Below are 16,880 nucleotides of genomic sequence, written 5' to 3' on the forward strand. Positions count from 1 at the left end.
ACAGCCCGTCAGTCCGTCGGCCCCAGGCTGTTGCCCACGCCGCCGCCCGTCTCCGCGTCGCCGACCGGGCGGATCCCCTCCGTGATCTCGTCCATGTCGCTGAGCGGCGGGCCGTCCTCGCCGGCGTCGAAGACGTAGCGGACGAGGACCGGGGAGCCGGTGCCGACGCTGGAGGGGAACACCATGGACTGGACGTAGCCGCCGGGGCCCTCGGCGGTCCTGACCCGCCAGCGCACGAGGTACCCGGCGCGGCCGGCGACCGCGACCGGGCCGGCCTTGACGACCTCGTGGGACTCGATGCCGCCGAAAGGCTTGCCGCCGAGCAGGTCGCGGTCGTAGGCGTCCTCGGCCGCGTCCTCGATGTCCTGTTCGGCGAGCTTCTTCGGGGAGGTCTCGTCGTTCACCGTCACCGTGCGGGAGATGACCTTGCCGTGCCGGCACACGTTGTCGGTGCCGGGGCAGTCGTAGGTGCCGTCCGTGGTCATCATGACGTCGTCCTCGGCGATGTACTCCGGCTGGACCCAGCCGTCCGGCAGCGGGAAGGTGATGCCGTTGAGCTGGTCCTCCACGACGGCCGGGTCGTCGGCGGAGGGCTGGGAGGCGGACGGTGACGCGGTGGGCTCCCCGCTCGTCGGTGCCGCCCCGGTGGAAACGGTGGCAGGCGGCGGCTCCGTGGTGGTGCCGCCGTCGTCCTCGCCGAGGACGAGCGCGCCGACGACGATCGCCGCGACGAGGACGGCCGCGGCGGCGGTCACGGCGACGGCCCTGCCCCGCCCGGTGCCGTCCGGGGACGGTACGGGGCCGCCGGTGTACAGCGGCACGGTCGACGGCACCGGCTGCCGGCCCGGGAGCTCCGGGGCGCGCCGGTGCTCGGTCCAGGCCGTGCCGTCCCACCAGCGTTCCTGGTGCGGGGCCGACGGATCGCGGTACCAGCCGGGCGGGGGCGTCATGCTCATGCGGGAACTGTAAGGCGACGGCTACAGCGGCGTGACGTACGCCCCCGCGATCCCGCCGTCCACCAGGAAGTCGGTGGCGTTGACGAAGGAGGAGTCGTCGCTGGCCAGGAAGGCGACGGCGGCGGCGATCTCCTCGGCTTCGGCGAACCGGCCGAGCGGGATGTGGACCAGGCGGCGGGCGGCCCGCTCGGGGTCCTTGGCGAAGAGTTCCTGGAGGAGCGGGGTGTTGACCGGTCCGGGGCAGAGGGCGTTGACGCGGATGCCCTCCCGGGCGAACTGCACGCCCAGTTCCCGGGACATGGCGAGGACGCCGCCCTTGGAGGCGGTGTACGAGATCTGGCTGGTCGCCGCGCCCATCCGGGCCACGAACGACGCCGTGTTGATGATGGAGCCCCGGCCCTGGCGCCGCATGTAGGGGATGGCGGCCTTGCAGCACAGGTAGACGGAGGTGAGGTTGACCTCCTGGACCCGCTTCCAGGCCTCCAGGCCGGTCTCCAGGATGGAGTCGTCGTCGGGCGGGGAGATCCCGGCGTTGTTGAAGGCGACGTCGACGCTGCCGTAGGTGTCGTACGCCGTGCGGAACAGCGCCTCCACCTGCTCGGGGTCGGTGACGTCGACCTGCACGAAGGTCCCGCCGGTCTCCTCGGCGGCGGCCTTGCCGCGCGTCTCGTCCACGTCGCCGCAGACGACGTTCGCGCCCTCGGAGGCGAGCCGCCGGGCGGCGGCCAGCCCGATGCCGCTGCCGGCTCCGGTGACGACGGCGGTACGGCCGGTCAGGCGGCGGCAGATGATGTCCTCGGTCATGGGTGGTCAGGCCTCCGTGCTGATGAAGACGTTCTTGGTTTCGGTGAAGGCGGCCAGCGCGTCCGGGCCCAGCTCGCGGCCGATACCGGACTGCTTGAAGCCGCCGAACGGGGTCCAGTAGCGGACGCTGGCGTGGGAGTTGACGGACAGGTTCCCGGCGCGGACGGCCCCCGAGACGCGCAGCGCGCGGCCGACGTCCCGGGTCCACAGGGAGCCGGACAGGCCGTAGTCGGTGGCGTTGGCCAGGCGGATCGCGTCGGCCTCGTCCTCGAAGGGCAGCACGACGGCGACGGGGCCGAAGACCTCCTCGACGGCCACGCGCGCGTGGGGTTCGACGCCGGTGAGGACGGTGGGCGGGAACCAGAAGCCGGGGCCTTCGGGTGCCTTGCCGCGGATGCCCTCGGCGCCGTCGGGGACGTAGGAGCGGACGCGATCCAGCTGTCGTGCCGAGATCAGCGGGCCCATCTGCGTCTGCTCGTCGGCCGGGTCGCCGACCCGGACGGCCTCGATCGCGGGGGCGAGGAGGTCCAGGAACCGGTCGTACACGGACCGCTGGACGAGGATGCGGGTGCGGGCGCAGCAGTCCTGGCCGGAGTTGTCGAGGAAGGACATGGGGGCGGCGGCCGCGGCGGCCTCCAGGTCGGCGTCGGCGAAGACGATGTTGGGGCTCTTGCCGCCGAGTTCCAGGGTGACGCGCTTGAGCAGGGCCGAGCCCTTCGCCAGCACCTGTCTGCCCACGGCCGTGGACCCGGTGAAGACGATCTTCGCGACGCCCGGGTGCTCGACGAGGGCGTTGCCGGCGACGGGCCCGTGCCCGGGCAGCACCTGGAACAGGCCCTCCGGCAGCCCGGCCGCCAAGGCGAGTTCGGCCAGGCGCAGGGCGGTCAGCGGGGTGGTCTCGGCGGGCTTGAGGAGCACCGCGTTGCCCGCGGCGAGGGCGGGGGCGGTGCCCCAGGCGGCGATCGGCATGGGGAAGTTCCAGGGCGCGATGACGCCGACGACGCCGAGCGGTTCGAGGAGGGTGACGTCGAGGCCGCCGGGGACGGGGATCTGGCGGCCGGTGAGCCGCTCCACCCCGCCGGCGGCGTAGTCGAGCAGGTCGCGCACGTTGCCCGCCTCCCAGCGGGCGTTGCCGAGGGTGTGACCGGCCTCGCGGACCTCCAGCAGGGCCAGTTCCTCCAGGTGCGCGTCGACCGTGGCGGCGAAGCGGCGCAGCAGGCGGGCGCGGTCGCCGGGCGCGAGGGCGGCCCAGGCGGCCTGGGCCCGCTCGGCCCGTACGACGGCGGCGTCGACGTCGGCCGTGGTGGCGGCGGGGACGGTGGCGACGACCTCTTCGGTGGCGGGGTTCAGTACCCGCAGCTCATCGGACACGGGGCCTCACATGCGTTCGAAGGAGCGGCGCAGCTCCCAGTCGGTGACCGCGGCGTCGTAGGCGTCCACCTCGACGCGCGCCATGTTGCGGTAGTGCGCGACGACCTCGTCGCCGAAGGCGGCCTTGGCGACGGGGCTGTTCTCCCAGAGTTCGGCGGCCTCGCGCAGGGTGGTGGGGACGTGCTCGAAGTCGGCGGTGTAGGCGTTCCCGGGGCAGGCCTCGGGCAGTTCGAGCTTGTTCTCGATGCCGTACAGTCCGGCGGCCACCATGCCCGCGACCGCGAGGTGCGGGTTGACGTCGCCGCCGGGCAGCCGGTTCTCGAAGCGCAGGGAGCGGCCGTGGCCGACCACGCGCAGCGCGCAGGTGCGGTTGTCGTGGCCCCAGGCGACGGCCGTCGGGGCGAACGATCCCGGCTGGAAGCGCTTGTACGAGTTGATGTTCGGGGCGTAGAGCAGCGAGAAGTCCCGCAGCGCGGCGAGCTGGCCGGCGAGGAAGTGCCGCATGGTCTCGGACATGCCGCCCGGCCCGTCACCCGGCATGGCGCTCGCGCCGTGCTCGTCGGCGAGGGAGAGGTGGATGTGGCAGGAGTTGCCCTCGCGCGCGTCGTACTTGGCCATGAAGGTCAGACAGACGCCCTCCTGCGCGGCGATCTCCTTGGCGCCGGTCTTGTAGATCGCGTGCTGGTCGCAGGTGACCAGGGCCTCGTCGTAGCGGAAGGCGATCTCGTGCTGGCCGGGGTTGCACTCGCCCTTGGCGGACTCGACGGTGAGGCCGGCGGCGGCCATCTCGTTGCGGATGCGGCGCAGCAGGGGTTCGACGCGTCCGGTGCCGAGCACGGAGTAGTCGACGTTGTACTGATTGACCGGGGTGAGGCCGCGGTAGCCGGCGTCCCAGGCCTGCTCGTAGGTGTCCTTGAAGACGATGAACTCCAGCTCGGTGCCGACCTGTGCGGTGAGTCCCAGCTCGGCGAGGCGCTCCAGCTGGCGGCGCAGGATCTGCCGGGGCGCGGCGACGACCGGGGAGCCGTCGTTCCAGGCGAGGTCGGCGACGACCAGGGCGGTGCCCTCGTTCCAGGGCACGCGGCGCAGGGTGGTGAGGTCGGCGTGCATCGCGAAGTCGCCGTAGCCCCGGTCCCAGGAGGACATCTCGTAGCCGTCGACGGTGTTCATCTCGGCGTCCACGGCGAGGAGGTAGTTGCAGCCCTCGGTGCCGTGGTGGAGCACCTCGTCGAGGAAGAAGCGGGCGGCGAACCGCTTGCCCTGGAGCCGTCCTTGCATGTCGGGGAAGGCCAGGACGACAGTGTCGATCTCGCCGCCCGCGACGAGGACGTGCAGTTCCTCGACGGTGAGCGGGGGTGTGCGGTCTGCCACGGGGAGGCCTCCTTCGGGCTGCTGCGGTCAGCCGGGAGCCATAAGGTATTGCCGAGAACCATTGCTTGGGAAGGGGGTACGGCTGCATGTCGCAGGCGGACGCGGAGCGCGCGGCGGTCGAGGCGGGAACCGGGGGCGGGGACCGGGCGGCCCACGATGAGGACCGGGCGGCCGACGCCGGGGACCGGCTGGCGCCGGTGCTGCGGCCGGTGCGGGCGGGCAACGGTTTCGAGGAGGCCCTGGAGCAGATCCTCCAGGTGGTGCGGCTGGGGCTGGTGCCGGGAGGCGAGCGGCTGCCCTCGGAGCGCGAGCTGGCGGAGCGGCTGCGCATCAGCCGGGTGACCCTGCGCGAGGTGCTGAAGGTCCTCCAGGACCAGGGCCTGGTGGAGGCACGGCGCGGGCGGTACGGCGGCACGTTCGTGCTGCCGCGCACCGAGACGCCCGGCGAGGAGGAGCTGCGGCGCCGGCTGCGGGACGTGGACGTCGAAGACACGCTGCGCTTCCGCGAGGTGCTGGAGGTGGGCGCGGCGGAGCTGTGCGCGGGGCACGGGCTGACCGGCGAGCAGGCGGGGCGGCTGCGCGAGGCGCTGGCGCGCACCCACGACGCGCCGCTGACGGACTACCGCCGCCTGGACACGCTGCTGCACCTGACCCTGGCCGAGCTGTCCGGCTCGCCGACGCTGACCGCCCAGTACGCGGCCGTGCGGGCGAAGCTCAACGACCTGCTGGACTGCATCCCGCTGCTGGTGCGCAACCTGGAGCACTCCCAGCGCCAGCACACCGCGCTGGTGGAGGCGGTGCTGGACGGGGACGCCGACGGGGCGCGGGAGATGATGCGCGAACACTGCGCGGGGACCGCCGCGCTGCTGCGCGGCTTCCTCACCTGACGCCCCTCACCGGCGCCCCGGCCGCGGGCTCCGGGGCCCCGCCGGCCCACCCCGGCCGGCGCCGCCACCCCGGCCGGCGTCGTCCCGCGCTCGCGCGGGGCGCGATCGTTAACCGCTCCGTTACGCACGGGTCTTGATTTCCCCCCGGCGGCACCGCAAAGGTATGGGGCCATTCCATTGAGGTTCCGCCCGTGGGGAGTCGTGCCATGACCGTGGATTCCACCAAGCAGCGCTCCGCCGGCGAGGCGGACGACTATCTCGAACGCCGGGCCCTGCGCCGGGGCAGCGCCGGCTGGCTGCTGCTGACCGGCCTCGGCGTCGCCTACGTCGTCTCCGGGGACTACTCGGGCTGGAACTTCGGCCTCGCCGAGGGCGGTTTCGGCGGCCTCGCGATCGCCATGGTCCTGATGGGCCTGATGTACACCTGCATGGTCTTCGCCCTGGCCGAGCTGTCCTCGATCCTGCCCACGGCGGGCGGCGGCTACGGCTTCGCACGGCGGGCGCTCGGCCCCTGGGGCGGGTTCCTGACCGGTACGGCCATCCTCATCGAGTACGTCCTGGCGCCCGCCGCCATCTCCATCTTCATCGGTGACTACGTCGAGTCGCTCGGCCTGTTCGGCCTGGAGTCGGGCTGGCCGATCTACCTCGCCTGCTTCGTGATCTTCATCGGCATCCATCTGTGGGGCGTGGGCGAGGCCCTGCGCTTCAGCTTCGTCGTCACCGGCATCGCGGTCGCCGCGCTGCTGGTGTTCGCGGTCGGCGCCTTCGCGGAGTTCGACGCCTCGGGGCTCGACGACATCCCGGTGGACCCGGACGCGTTCGGGGCCAGCTCCTGGCTGCCGATGGGCCTGCTGGGCATCTGGGCCGCGTTCCCGTTCGGGATGTGGTTCTTCCTCGGCGTGGAGGGCGTGCCGCTGGCGGCCGAGGAGACCAGGGAGCCGGCCCGTACGCTCCCCCGGGCGATCCGCTGGTCGATGGGCATCCTGGTGCTGCTGGCCCTGATGACGTTCTTCGCCGCGGCGGGCGCGCGGGGCTCGGCGGCGATCCAGGAGGCGGGCAACCCCCTCGTCGAGGCGCTCCAGCCGGACGGAGAAGCCACGGCGCTGAGCCGCGTCGTCAACTACGCGGGCCTGGCCGGCCTGGTGGCCTCGTTCTTCTCCCTGATCTACGCGGGCTCGCGCCAGCTGTTCGCGCTGTCCCGCGCGGGCTACCTGCCGAGGTTCCTGTCGCTGACCAGCAGGCGCAAGGCGCCCTACCTGGGCCTGCTGGTGCCGGGCGCGATCGGTTTCGCGCTGGCCGCCGGGACGGGGGACGGCGCGCGGATGCTGAACGTGGCGGTGTTCGGCGCCACGATCTCCTACGCGCTGATGTCCCTCTCCCACATCGTGCTGCGCCGCCGGGAACCGGGTCTGGAGCGGCCCTACCGCACGCCGGGCGGGGTGCTGACCTCTTCGGTCGCGCTGGCGCTGGCCTGCGCCGCGCTGGTGGCGACGTTCCTGGTGGACGTGACGGCGGCGTTCATCGCGCTCGCGGTGTACGCGGTGGCCGTGGCGTACTTCGCGCTGTACAGCCGCAGGCGGCTGGTGGCCAAGGCTCCGGAGGAGGAGTTCGCGGCACTGGCTGCGGCGGAGGCAGAGTTGGCACGGGACTGAGAGCGCGCGCGGGGCGACGCGGACATCGAGGAGGTCAGGGTGGCCAGGCCGCTGATCGGCGTGAGTACGTATCTGGAGAGCGGCGCGCGCTGGGGCGTGTGGGAGCTGGAGGCGGCGCTGCTGCCGTCCGGGTACCCGCGGCTGGTGCAGCGGGCGGGCGGCCTGGCCGCGATGCTGCCGCCGGACGCGCCCGAGCACGCGGCGGCGGCCGTCGCCCGCCTGGACGGCCTGGTGATCGCCGGCGGGCCGGACGTGGAGCCGGCCCGCTACGGCGCCGAGCCCGGCCCGCGCACCGGCCCGCCCGCACCGGCCCGGGACGCCTGGGAGCTGGCGCTCATCGAGGCGGCGCTGGCGGCACGGGTGCCGCTGCTGGGCATCTGCCGGGGCATGCAGCTGCTGAACGTCGCCCTGGGCGGCACGCTCGTCCAGCACATCGACGGTCACGCCGAGGTGGTCGGCGTGTTCGGGGGCCACCCGGTCGAGCCGGTGCCGGGGACGGTGTACGCGGGCATCGCCCCGGAGGAGGCGTTCGTCCCCACGTACCACCACCAGGCGGTGGACCGGCTCGGCCGGGGCCTGATCGCGTCGGCGCACGCGGCGGACGGGACCGTGGAGGCCGTGGAACTGCCGTCCGCCGAGAGCTGGGTCCTGGGCGTCCAGTGGCACCCGGAGATGGGCGAGGACGTACGGGTGATGCGGGCGCTGGTGGAGGCGGCGGGCGGCACCTGACCGATCCCCGGCGCGCGCCGGGACGGGAACGGCGCCGGGGTCACCCCGGCCCGGGACCGTCGCCGGGCCACTCCCGGACCCGGGATCACGAAGAGAGCCCCCATGGCACCGGGCACACCGGGCCACGGCACCGGGCACACCGGCCACAGCACCGGCCGCCCGGCCGGGCGCCGTGCGCCCGGTACCCGACCGGGCACACGGCAGGGACCGCCACCCGGACCAGCCCGCCCCGGATTCCCGTCCGCCCCCACCCCCGTCCGCCCACGGACGGACACCGGCCGAGTACCGGGACGGCAGGGCCGGTGCGCCGGACACGAACCGCCCCGCCGGACACGGACCGCCCCGCCGGGCGGGCGCCCCGGCCCGGTGGCCGGTGACAGCGGAGATGGGCGGACGCCGGCGTCGGCGGGATCGCGGCTACGCCCGGGTCAGGGACAGCAGGTGGCGGGCCGGGCCCGTCGGGCGGTGGCCGGTCGGCCAGACCGCGCGGAGGTCGCGGGCGAGGGCGACGTCCGCCAACGGCACCCGGACCAGGCGCCGCATCGAGAGCTCCTCGCCGACGGCGAGTTCGCTCAGGACGGCGGGGCCCGCGCCGCTCACCGCGGCGGCCTTCACGGCGGTGGTCGACGACAGCTCGATCAGGGGACGGGCCAGCCCGCCCAGCGCGGCGTCCAGCACCTGCCGGGTGCCCGAGCCCTTCTCGCGCAGGATCAGCGGGGTCGCCGCCAGCTCCGCCGCGGCCAGCGGCCGGCGCCGGCGGGCCCAGGGATGGCCCGGCGCGGTCACCACGATCAGCCGGTCGTGGGCGATGACCGCGGAGTCCAGCCCGGTCGGGACGCTCACCCCCTCCACGAACCCCAGGTCCGCCTCGTCGGCGAGCAGCCGCTCGGCCACCGCCGTGGAGTTCCCGGCGAGCAGGGACACCGCCGTGTCCGGCCGCTGGGCGCGCAGCGCCAGCAGCCAACCCGGCAGCAGGTACTCGGCGATCGTCATGCTCGCCGCCACCCGCAACCGCGAGTCCCTGCGGTCCCGCAGCGCCTGCGCGCCCGCGTCGAAGGCCTCGGCGGCCTCCACGATCCGCCGGGCCCAGTCGGTGACCAGGGCACCGGCGTCGGTGAGCCGGGAGCCCCGCGGCGAGCGGTCCACCAGGGCGACGCCCAGCTGGCGCTCCATGGAGCGGATGCGGCTGCTGGCCGCCGGCTGGGTGACGCCCAGCTCACGTGCCGCGCCACCGAGACTGCCCAGCCGCGCCACGGCCAGCAGCAGTTCCAGAGCGCCCAGATCCGGTACCCGGTGCGCCAGCGATCCGGCGCCCGCGCGGCCGACGGGTCCGGCGGGTCCGGTCTCCTCCACGTTGCTCATAACCCCAGCTTATGTCCTCATAGAGGCATGATCCCTGGTCAGGGGCGTCTCGCCCGGCGAGCGTAGAACCATGGTCACCGCAGCCCAGCCCCTCGCCCGTGCCGTCGTCCGCCCGCCCCGCGTCCCGGCCCTGCGCCACCTGGGGCCCAACTGGTACGCGTGCGTCATGGGCACCTCCGTCGTGGCCACCGCCGGCGCCGGGCTGCCCCTGCGCGTACCCGGGCTGCGCACGGCGTGCACGGCGGTGTGGGCGTTCTCCCTGCTGCTGCTCGTGGCGCTGCTCGCCGCCCGGGCGCTGCACTGGCGGCACCACCGCGACCAGGCCCGCGCCCACCTCCTCGACCCGGTGGCGGCGCCCTTCTACGGCTGTCTGTCGATGGCGCTGCTGGCGGTCGGCGGCGGCGCGCTCACCGTCGGCCGGGACTGGACCGGCCCGCGTGCGGCGGTCGGGCTGGGCGCCGTGCTGTTCACCACCGGGACCGTCGTCGGGCTGGCGGTGGCCGTCGCCGTGCCGTACCTGATGGCCGTACGCCATCGGGTGGAGCCGTCGCAGGCCAGCCCGGTGTGGCTGCTGCCGCTGGTGGCGCCGATGGTGTCCGCGGCCGTCGGGCCCCTGCTGATCGCCCATCTGCCGGCCGGTCAGCCGCGCCGGACCCTGCTGCTGGCCTGCGTCGCCCTGTTCGGGGCGAGCCTGCTCGCCACCCTGGCGATGCTGCCGGTGGTGTTCGCGCGGCTGGTCACGGGCGGCCCGCTGCCGCTCGCACTGACTCCGTCCCTGTTCCTGGTGCTGGGCCCGCTCGGCCAGTCCACCACCGCCGTCGGCCAGTTCGCGGACGCCGCCCCCGGCGTCGTACCGGCACCGTACGACCGCGGTTTCGAGGCCCTCGCCGTGCTCTACGGCGTCCCCGTGACGGGCTTCGCGCTGCTGTGGCTCGCCCTCGCCACCGCACACGTCGTCCGGGCCCGCCGTCAGGGCATGCGCTTCTCGATGACCTGGTGGGCGTTCACGTTCCCGGTGGGCACGTGTGTCACCGGCGCCGAGTCGCTGGCCCGGCACACGGGGCTGGCGGTGTACGACGGGCTCGGCGTCGCGCTGTACGTCGTCCTCGTCACCGCCTGGGCGGTCGCGGCCGTGGGGACCGGGCGCGGGCTGGTCAGCGGAGCGCTGCTCGCAGCCCCTCGCCCAGCACCCTCGGCGCCTCGGCCAGCGACGGCCCGTACCAGGTGAGGTGCCGGCCGTCGACCAGGGCGCACGGCAGGCCCGGGAAGGCCTCGGGGCCGTCGTCGGCGGTGAAGCGGTACGGCTCGTCGGGGAGCACGACGACGTCCGGGCGGGCGGCTCGCAGCTCGTCGACGGGAACCCTCGGATAGCGCTCCGCGTGGCCGGCGTAGAGCTGGTCGACGCCGAGGCGGGCCAGGACGTCGCCGGCGAAGGTGTCCCGGCCCAGCACCATCCACGGCCGGCGCCAGATCGGCACGACGGCCCTGACGCGGTGCACCGGCGGGGGCGGCGCCGCCCAGGCCGCTTCCGCCTCCGCCAGCCAGGGCGGCCGGGGGTCCGCTCCGCAGGCGGTGAGCACCCGGGTCAGTTCGGCGAAGGCCTGCGGCACCGTGCGCACCTCGGTGACCAGCACCTCGACGCCCGCTTCACGCAGGGTGGCCAGGTCGTCGGCGCGGTTCTCCTCCTCGTTGGCGATCACCAGGTCGGGGGCGAGGGAGACGATGCGCCCGGTCTCCGGGTTCTTGGTCCCGCCGACCCGGACGACGTCCAGGTCGGCCGGGTGCGTGCACCAGTCGGTGGCACCGACGAGGACACCGGGGAGCGTGCGGGCGACCGACTCCGTCAGCGACGGCACCAGGGAGACGACGCGCACCGGCGGCTCACCCGTGCGGCCGGTCGCGGACGGCCTCGATGTGCTCGGCGACGGCGACGACGAGCAGCCGGGTGTCCGGCACCGTCGCCCGCCAGCGGTGCCGCACCCCGCCGGTGAGGTACAGCGTGTCACCGCGCCCCAGCCGGTAGGCGCGGCCCTCGGCCTCGATCTCCACCGCGCCCTCGGCGACGTACATCAACTGGTCGTTGCGGTACTGGAGTTCCCGGCCGGCGTCGTGGTCCCCGGTGAACTCCAGGGCGTGCATCTGGTGGTGGCCGCGGACCAGCGAGCGCACCCGGGGCCGGAAACCCGGCTCGGGCTCCTCGGAGCGGACCACGTCCACGCTGCACGCGGGATCGGCGGCGGCGAGCAGTTCCACGGCGGTGGTGCGCAGGGCGTCGGCCACCTTCTCCAGGGAGCCGCGGCTGGGCCGGGCCCGGTCGTTCTCGACCTGGCTGAGGAAGGGCACCGACAGGCCGCTGCGCTCGGCCACGACGGCGAGGGTGAGCTCCAGGGCGCGGCGACGCCGCCGCACGGCCGCGCCCACGCGGAGGGGCTGTTCTTTGTGGTCGCCCATCGCTCCGGCTCCCTCCTTCACGCCTCGTCGTGCCGTCCCCGGGCCCGTGACCGGGCGCCGTTCTCCTGATGAGTTCTCTGCACCCTACGCATGTTCGGCAAACCGTTTCATGCGCCCGTCACATCGATGTCGCGCCCTGGCGGCTTCGATCCGACGGTTCGCGCCACGGTTGTGGTCCGCGGACCGGCCCGGGTGAGCCGGGTCTGCGAATCTACCGGGTTCCCCGGCCGTGTCCCATACCCTCTCCCGACTCGGCTCGGGCGGGGGCATAGCGCTCCGTGGTTGTCCGGATCCTTACCGTTGTCCCGGCGGAGCACGGGAACGCCGCCCCACCGGGCGTACGAAAAGGGGCGGGCCCCCGCGCCGGAACGCGTGGGGGCCCGCCCTCGATGACGCGGCGACGGTGCCGGTGACGGCCGCGACTAGGAGGCCGTCATCCGCTCGGCCACCTCCGGATGCTCCTCGAGCCAGGCGGCGACCGCCTTCTCCTCGTTGCCCTGGCCGCGGTTCTTGATCTCCGCCTCCAGGGTGGCGAGCTCCTCCTCGCTCATCGAGAAGTTCTTGATCCACTCGGTGAGCTGCGGGTACTGCTCGGGGAACTTCTTGCTGGCGATCGTGTGGATCTTGTTGTTCTCGCCCCAGGCCTTCTTCGGGTCCGCGACCTTGGTCAGGTCGTACTCGGCGTAGGCCCAGTGGGGCGACCACAGGGTGACCGCGATCGGCTTCTTCTGGGCGTAGGCGCGCTTGAGCTCGGCCAGCATCGCCGGCGTGGAGCCGTCGACGACCTCGTACTCGTCCTGGAGGCCGTAGGCGGGCAGGACGCTCTTCTTGAGCAGGTTCATCTCACCGGTGCCCGGCTCGATGCCGATGATCCGCCCGTCGAAGAGGTCGGCCTTGCCCTTGAGGTCCGCCATGGACTTGACGTCCTTGACGTACGCGGGCACGGCGATCTCCAGCGAGGTCGGCTCGTACCAGCTGCCCAGGTCGGAGAGGTCGTCCTTGCTCTTCTCCCAGTAGTTCTTCTGGGCGTGCGGCAGCCAGGCGTCGAAGTTGAGGTCGAGGTCACCGGAGGCCAGGCCGGTGTAGACGGGGCCGACCTCCATCTGCTTGAGGTTCAGCTTGTAGCCGCGCCGCTCCAGGACGTTCTTCCACAGGTAGGTGACGGCGATGTCCTCGTCCCAGGGGAACCAGGCCACGTCCAGCGGACGCTTGGCCTCCGCCGGGGTGGCGCCGGAGCCGCCCTCGACCGGGGCCCACTGGTCGACCAGGCCCGGGTTGTCCTTCAGCCAGGCGCGCACGGCGTCCTGCTGCTTGCCCTTGCCCGCCTTGTTGATCTCGGCTTCGAGGCTGGTGAGCTGCTTCTCGTTCATCGTGAAGTTCTTCAGCCACTTGGCGACGGTCGGGTTGTCGCCGCCGAAGCCCTTGCGGGACAGCGTGTGCACGCCGTCGCCCTCGCCCCAGGCGCCCTCGGGGTCCTTCAGCTTCTTCAGCTCGTAGTCGTTGTACGCCCAGTGCGGGGACCAGAGCGTGACGACGATCGGCTCCTTCTTGCTGTAGGCCCGCTTCAGCTCGGCCAGCATCGCCGGCGTGGAGCTGTCGACGACCTTGTACTCCTTGTCGAGGCCGTACTCCTTGAGGACCTTGCTCTTCAGCAGGGCCATCTCACCGGCGCTGGGCTCGATGCCGGTGATCTTGCCGCCGAACAGGTCGGCCTTGCCCTTGAGGTCGGCCAGGGAGTCGACGTCCTCCATGTACGCGGGGACGGTCAGCTCCAGCGAGGTCGGGCCGTACCAGGAGCCGAGGTCCTCGAGCTGCGCGCCGTACTTCTTCCAGTACTGGGAGTGGGTCGTCGGCAGCCAGGCGTCGGTCTGGAAGTCGACGTTGCCCTGCGAGAGCGCGGTGTACAGCGGCCCGGCCTCGAACTGCTTGGCCTCCACCTCGTAGCCGCGCCGCTCCAGGATCTCCTTCCACAGGAAGGTCGAGGCGACGCCCTCGTCCCAGGGGATGTAGCCGATGCTGATCTTCTTGCCCTGGCCGACGTTCTTGCCGCCCGCGGCCGTCCGCTCGGCGGCGCCGCCGCCGAACATGCCCATGCCGCCGGCGACGAGGCCGAGGACCACGACGCCGATCACGGCGACCTGGGGACGGGGCCGGTAGGACCAGATCTTCAGGTTCTTGGCCGCGCGGGCCCTGGCGGCGGCGCGGCGGCCCAGCGGGGACACCTCGGTGCCCAGGGCGCTGGTCATCCGGTCCAGGTAGATCGCCAGGATCACGATGGCGACACCGGCCTCGGAGCCGAGGCCCACGTTCAGCTGGCCGATGGACTCCATGACCGCTCCGCCGAGCCCGCCGGTGCCGACCATGCCGGCGATCGCGGCCATGGACAGGCCGAGCATGATGACCTGGTTGACGCCCGCCATCACGGTGGGCAGCGCCAGCGGGAGCTGGACGCGCAGCAGGGTGTTGCGCGGGGTGGTGCCGAACGCCTCGGCGGCCTCCACCAGCTCCTTGTCGACCTGGCGGATGCCCAGCTCGGTCATGCGCACGCCCGGGGCGAGCGCGAAGATCAGGGTGGCGACGATGCCCGGGGCGGAGCCGGTGCCGAAGAACAGGATCGCCGGAATGAGGTAGATCATCGCCGGCAGGGTCTGCATGAAGTCCAGGACCGGCCGGACGAACGAGCTGACCCGGTCCGAGCGCGCCGCCCAGATGCCCAGGGGCACCGAGACGGCCAGCGCGATGACCGTGGCCACCAGCAGCAGCGCCAGCGTCACCATCGCGTCCTCCCACAGCCCGAGGGAGTCGATGAAGGCGAAGCCCGCGAAGGAGAGGACGCCGGCGACGGTGCCGCGCAGCCAGAAGGCCAGCACGGCGAAGATCCCGGCGAGCAGCAGCGGCTCGGGCGCCTGGAGGACGGCGTTGATGCCGTCGTAGGCGCCGGTGAAGACGCCCTTGCAGAAGGTGAAGAACCAGGAAACGTTGTCGAGCAGCCAGTCGACCGTGCTGTTGACCCAGTCGCCGAGCGGAATCCTAGGCACGGGCCATCACCTTCTCGCCGCCCTTGTCCTTCGGGGTCGCGCAGGAGCCCTGGGGGGCCTGCTCGTCGCCGATGAACCCGACCAGGCGCTGCCGCGGCACGACGCCGACGAGCGCGTCGGCGTCGTCGACCACGGCCACGGGGTGCGGCACGCGGGCGCTGATCGCGCACAGCTCGGTGAACGGCGTCAGGGGCGTCGCGGTCTCGCAGTCGCAGTCGGCCTCGTCGCCGCGCAGGTCGGTGTCCATCACGGCACCGGCGGTCAGCACGCGGGAGCGGTCGACGTCCTGGGTGAAGGAGGCGACGTAGTCGTTGGCGGGCCGCAGAAGGATGTCCTGCGCGGTGCCGATCTGCACGATCCGGCCGTCGCGCATGACGGCGATGCGGTCGCCGAGGCGCATGGCCTCGTTGAGGTCGTGGGTGATGAAGACGATCGTCTTCTTCAGGGTCTTCTGGAGCTCGAGGAGCTGGTCCTGCATGTCGCGGCGGATCAGCGGGTCGAGCGCGCTGAAGGACTCGTCCATCAGCAGCAGGTCGGCGTCGGTGGCGAGCGCGCGGGCGAGGCCGACGCGCTGCTGCATGCCGCCGGACAGCTCGTCCGGCCAGGACTTCTCCCAGCCGGCCAGGCCGCACAGGGCGAGCGCCTCGTCGGCGCGGCGTTCGCGCTCGGCGCGGGGCACGCCCTGCACTTCCAGGCCGTAGGCGGCGTTGTCGCGGACGCTGCGGTGCGGGAAGAGCGCGAAGTGCTGGAAGACCATGCTGATCTTCTTGGAGCGGACCTCGCGCAGCCGGCGGTCGCTCAGCTCGGTCAGGTCCTCGCCGCCGAAGCGGACATGGCCCGAGGTCGGCTCCAGCAGGCCGTTGAGCATGCGCAGCAGGGTGGACTTGCCGGACCCCGAAAGGCCCATGACGACGAATATCTCACCGGGCTCGACGGTGAAGGAGGCGTCGATCACGGCGGCCGTGGTGCCGTCCGCGCGCAGCTCCTCCCGTTCGGCTCCCTGGCGCAGTCGCTCGACTGCCTGGTCCGGTTTTCTGCCGAACACCTTGTAGAGATGCTCGGCCTCTAGCCTCGCTGACACGCTTACCTCTTGCCTCGGGGACAGGGACACAGGAAAACGAAGACTGGCTAACAGTTGAAGTTTTCAACCAGCATCGACCCGGCTGCGCGCCTGCCCCGATCCTTACCGGCCAAACACAACAGTGATCGGCTTCACACGTCCCGCACGACCGGCGTCCCGGGCCTGCGGCATGATGCGGAGGGTGACCGGACGACTGATGCTTCTCGACACCGCCTCCCTCTACTTCCGCGCCTACTTCGGGGTCCCGGAGTCCGTGAAGGCGCCCGACGGCTCGCCCGTGAACGCCGTGCGCGGGCTGCTCGACTTCATCGACCGCCTCGTCAAGGACCACCGCCCGGACCACCTGGTGGCCTGCATGGACGCGGACTGGCGCCCGCACTGGCGGGTCGAGCTGATCCCCTCGTACAAGGCGCACCGCGTCGCCGAGGAGCACGCGGGGGAACCGGACGAGGAGGAGGTGCCCGACACGCTGTCGCCGCAGGTGCCGGTCATCGAGGCCGTCCTCGACGCACTCGGCATCGCCCGCGTCGGTGTGCCCGGCTACGAGGCCGACGACGTGATCGGCACCTACACGGCGCGGGCCACCGGCCCGGTCGACATCGTCACCGGCGACCGCGACCTGTACCAGCTCGTCGACGACGCCCGCGGGGTGCGCGTGCTGTACCCGCTCAAGGGCGTGGGCACGCTCCAGCTCACCGACGAGGCGGTGCTGCGGGAGAAGTACGGCGTCGACGGCCGCGGCTACGCGGACCTCGCGCTGCTGCGGGGCGACCCGAGCGACGGTCTGCCCGGGGTGGCAGGCGTCGGCGAGAAGACGGCGGCCAAGCTGCTGGCCGAGTTCGGGGACCTGGCCGGCATCCTGGCCGCGGTCGACGACCCGCGCGCCAAGCTCACCCCCACCCAGCGCAAGCGCCTGACCGAGGCGCGGCCCTACCTCGCCGTGGCCCCCAAGGTCGTCCGCGTCGCCGACGACGTGCCGCTGCCCGAGGTCGATACCGCACTCCCGCGCGCTCCCCGCGACCGCGCGACCCTCGAGGCACTGACCGCCCGCTGGGGCCTGGGCGGCTCACTGGAGCGGCTGCTGACGACGCTCTCCGCCTGAGCGGGCCGACCGCCCGCGCACGCTCGCGGGTCGCGCGGTGCGGCGGCGGTGCATCAGGACTCCCGGCCCCGGGAAC

The 16,880-nt window shown here is 73.1% G+C and carries 14 protein-coding genes; 5 read left to right on the forward strand and 9 right to left on the reverse strand.

What is annotated here, in order from left to right; genetic code table 11:
• Nucleotides 1-8: 8 nt before the first annotated feature.
• The 4 genes from ACZ45Q_RS19115 to ACZ45Q_RS19130 are packed head-to-tail and all read right to left on the reverse strand — an operon-like array spanning nucleotide 9 to nucleotide 4,502.
• Nucleotides 9-950 (reverse strand): DUF2510 domain-containing protein, encoded by a 942-nt coding sequence (locus ACZ45Q_RS19115; RefSeq protein WP_468262524.1) that lies wholly within the window; start codon nucleotides 948-950, stop codon nucleotides 9-11.
• A 27-nt stretch (nucleotides 951-977) separates the two neighbouring features.
• Entirely contained in the window at nucleotides 978-1,760 is a 783-nt protein-coding gene (locus tag ACZ45Q_RS19120; protein ID WP_468262376.1) for a 3-oxoacyl-ACP reductase, read from the reverse strand.
• A 6-nt stretch (nucleotides 1,761-1,766) separates the two neighbouring features.
• Nucleotides 1,767-3,131: an aldehyde dehydrogenase family protein gene (locus ACZ45Q_RS19125; RefSeq protein WP_468262379.1), complete on the reverse strand. Its 1,365-nt coding sequence runs from the start codon at nucleotides 3,129-3,131 to the stop codon at nucleotides 1,767-1,769.
• A gap of 6 nt (nucleotides 3,132-3,137) precedes the next feature.
• The gene (locus ACZ45Q_RS19130) at nucleotides 3,138-4,502 is read right to left on the reverse strand and encodes a glutamine synthetase family protein (protein WP_468262382.1); all 1,365 of its coding nucleotides are present in this window, start codon (nucleotides 4,500-4,502) and stop codon (nucleotides 3,138-3,140) included.
• 86 nt (nucleotides 4,503-4,588) lie between these two features.
• Here ACZ45Q_RS19130 and ACZ45Q_RS19135 point away from each other — a divergent pair, with 86 nt between their 5' ends.
• The 3 genes from ACZ45Q_RS19135 to ACZ45Q_RS19145 all read left to right on the forward strand — a co-directional run bounded on the left by ACZ45Q_RS19135 (nucleotide 4,589) and on the right by ACZ45Q_RS19145 (nucleotide 7,770).
• Complete coding sequence (locus ACZ45Q_RS19135; RefSeq protein WP_468262385.1) at nucleotides 4,589-5,389, forward strand: FadR/GntR family transcriptional regulator; 801 nt, start codon at nucleotides 4,589-4,591, stop codon at nucleotides 5,387-5,389.
• Between the two features lie 206 nt (nucleotides 5,390-5,595).
• Nucleotides 5,596-7,041, forward strand: coding sequence for an ethanolamine permease (gene eat, locus ACZ45Q_RS19140; protein ID WP_468262388.1), 1,446 nt, complete (start codon nucleotides 5,596-5,598; stop codon nucleotides 7,039-7,041).
• A 39-nt stretch (nucleotides 7,042-7,080) separates the two neighbouring features.
• Nucleotides 7,081-7,770, forward strand: a complete 690-nt coding sequence (locus tag ACZ45Q_RS19145; RefSeq protein ID WP_468262391.1) for a gamma-glutamyl-gamma-aminobutyrate hydrolase family protein — start codon at nucleotides 7,081-7,083, stop codon at nucleotides 7,768-7,770.
• 417 nt (nucleotides 7,771-8,187) lie between these two features.
• Here the strand turns inward: ACZ45Q_RS19145 and ACZ45Q_RS19150 are convergent, their stop codons facing one another.
• The gene (locus ACZ45Q_RS19150) at nucleotides 8,188-9,132 is read right to left on the reverse strand and encodes a LysR family transcriptional regulator (protein WP_468262394.1); all 945 of its coding nucleotides are present in this window, start codon (nucleotides 9,130-9,132) and stop codon (nucleotides 8,188-8,190) included.
• Between the two features lie 70 nt (nucleotides 9,133-9,202).
• On the opposite strand from ACZ45Q_RS19150, the gene ACZ45Q_RS19155 reads away from it, so the two are divergent.
• Nucleotides 9,203-10,360 (forward strand): TDT family transporter, encoded by a 1,158-nt coding sequence (locus ACZ45Q_RS19155; RefSeq protein ID WP_468262397.1) that lies wholly within the window; start codon nucleotides 9,203-9,205, stop codon nucleotides 10,358-10,360.
• Here the strand turns inward: ACZ45Q_RS19155 and ACZ45Q_RS19160 are convergent.
• From ACZ45Q_RS19160 to ACZ45Q_RS19175, 4 genes are all read right to left on the reverse strand, one after another.
• Complete coding sequence (locus tag ACZ45Q_RS19160; RefSeq protein ID WP_468262400.1) at nucleotides 10,287-11,006, reverse strand: helical backbone metal receptor; 720 nt, start codon at nucleotides 11,004-11,006, stop codon at nucleotides 10,287-10,289. The two genes, ACZ45Q_RS19155 and ACZ45Q_RS19160, sit on opposite strands and share 74 nt — an antisense overlap.
• A 7-nt stretch (nucleotides 11,007-11,013) precedes the next feature.
• Entirely contained in the window at nucleotides 11,014-11,583 is a 570-nt protein-coding gene (locus ACZ45Q_RS19165; protein ID WP_468262403.1) for a helix-turn-helix domain-containing protein, read from the reverse strand.
• A gap of 422 nt (nucleotides 11,584-12,005) precedes the next feature.
• Nucleotides 12,006-14,621, reverse strand: a complete 2,616-nt coding sequence (locus ACZ45Q_RS19170) for an ABC transporter permease/substrate binding protein (RefSeq protein ID WP_468262406.1) — start codon at nucleotides 14,619-14,621, stop codon at nucleotides 12,006-12,008.
• Nucleotides 14,614-15,702 carry a quaternary amine ABC transporter ATP-binding protein gene (locus tag ACZ45Q_RS19175; RefSeq protein ID WP_468262409.1) on the reverse strand — a complete coding sequence of 363 codons (1,089 nt, stop codon included), beginning with the start codon at nucleotides 15,700-15,702 and terminating at the stop codon, nucleotides 14,614-14,616. Before ACZ45Q_RS19175 ends, ACZ45Q_RS19170 begins: the two co-directional genes overlap by 8 nt.
• 181 nt (nucleotides 15,703-15,883) lie before the next feature.
• On the opposite strand from ACZ45Q_RS19175, the gene ACZ45Q_RS19180 reads away from it, so the two are divergent.
• A complete protein-coding gene (locus tag ACZ45Q_RS19180; RefSeq protein ID WP_468262411.1) occupies nucleotides 15,884-16,804 on the forward strand; it encodes a 5'-3' exonuclease in 921 nt (306 codons plus the stop codon).
• The last annotated feature ends 76 nt before the right edge of the window (nucleotides 16,805-16,880 follow it).

It is taken from the genome of Streptomyces sp. NPDC031049, from assembly GCF_055571015.1.

Bases quoted from the DNA above. Each gene is read 5' to 3' on its own strand.
- ACZ45Q_RS19120 (WP_468262376.1), bottom strand. From the start codon at position 1,760: ATGACCGAGGACATCATCTGCCGCCGCCTGACCGGCCGTACCGCCGTC.
- ACZ45Q_RS19155 (WP_468262397.1), top strand. From the start codon at position 9,203: ATGGTCACCGCAGCCCAGCCCCTCGCCCGTGCCGTCGTCCGCCCGCCC.
- eat (WP_468262388.1), top strand. From the start codon at position 5,596: ATGACCGTGGATTCCACCAAGCAGCGCTCCGCCGGCGAGGCGGACGAC.
- ACZ45Q_RS19165 (WP_468262403.1), bottom strand. From the start codon at position 11,583: ATGGGCGACCACAAAGAACAGCCCCTCCGCGTGGGCGCGGCCGTGCGG.
- ACZ45Q_RS19115 (WP_468262524.1), bottom strand. From the start codon at position 950: ATGACGCCCCCGCCCGGCTGGTACCGCGATCCGTCGGCCCCGCACCAG.
- ACZ45Q_RS19135 (WP_468262385.1), top strand. From the start codon at position 4,589: ATGTCGCAGGCGGACGCGGAGCGCGCGGCGGTCGAGGCGGGAACCGGG.
- ACZ45Q_RS19150 (WP_468262394.1), bottom strand. From the start codon at position 9,132: ATGAGCAACGTGGAGGAGACCGGACCCGCCGGACCCGTCGGCCGCGCG.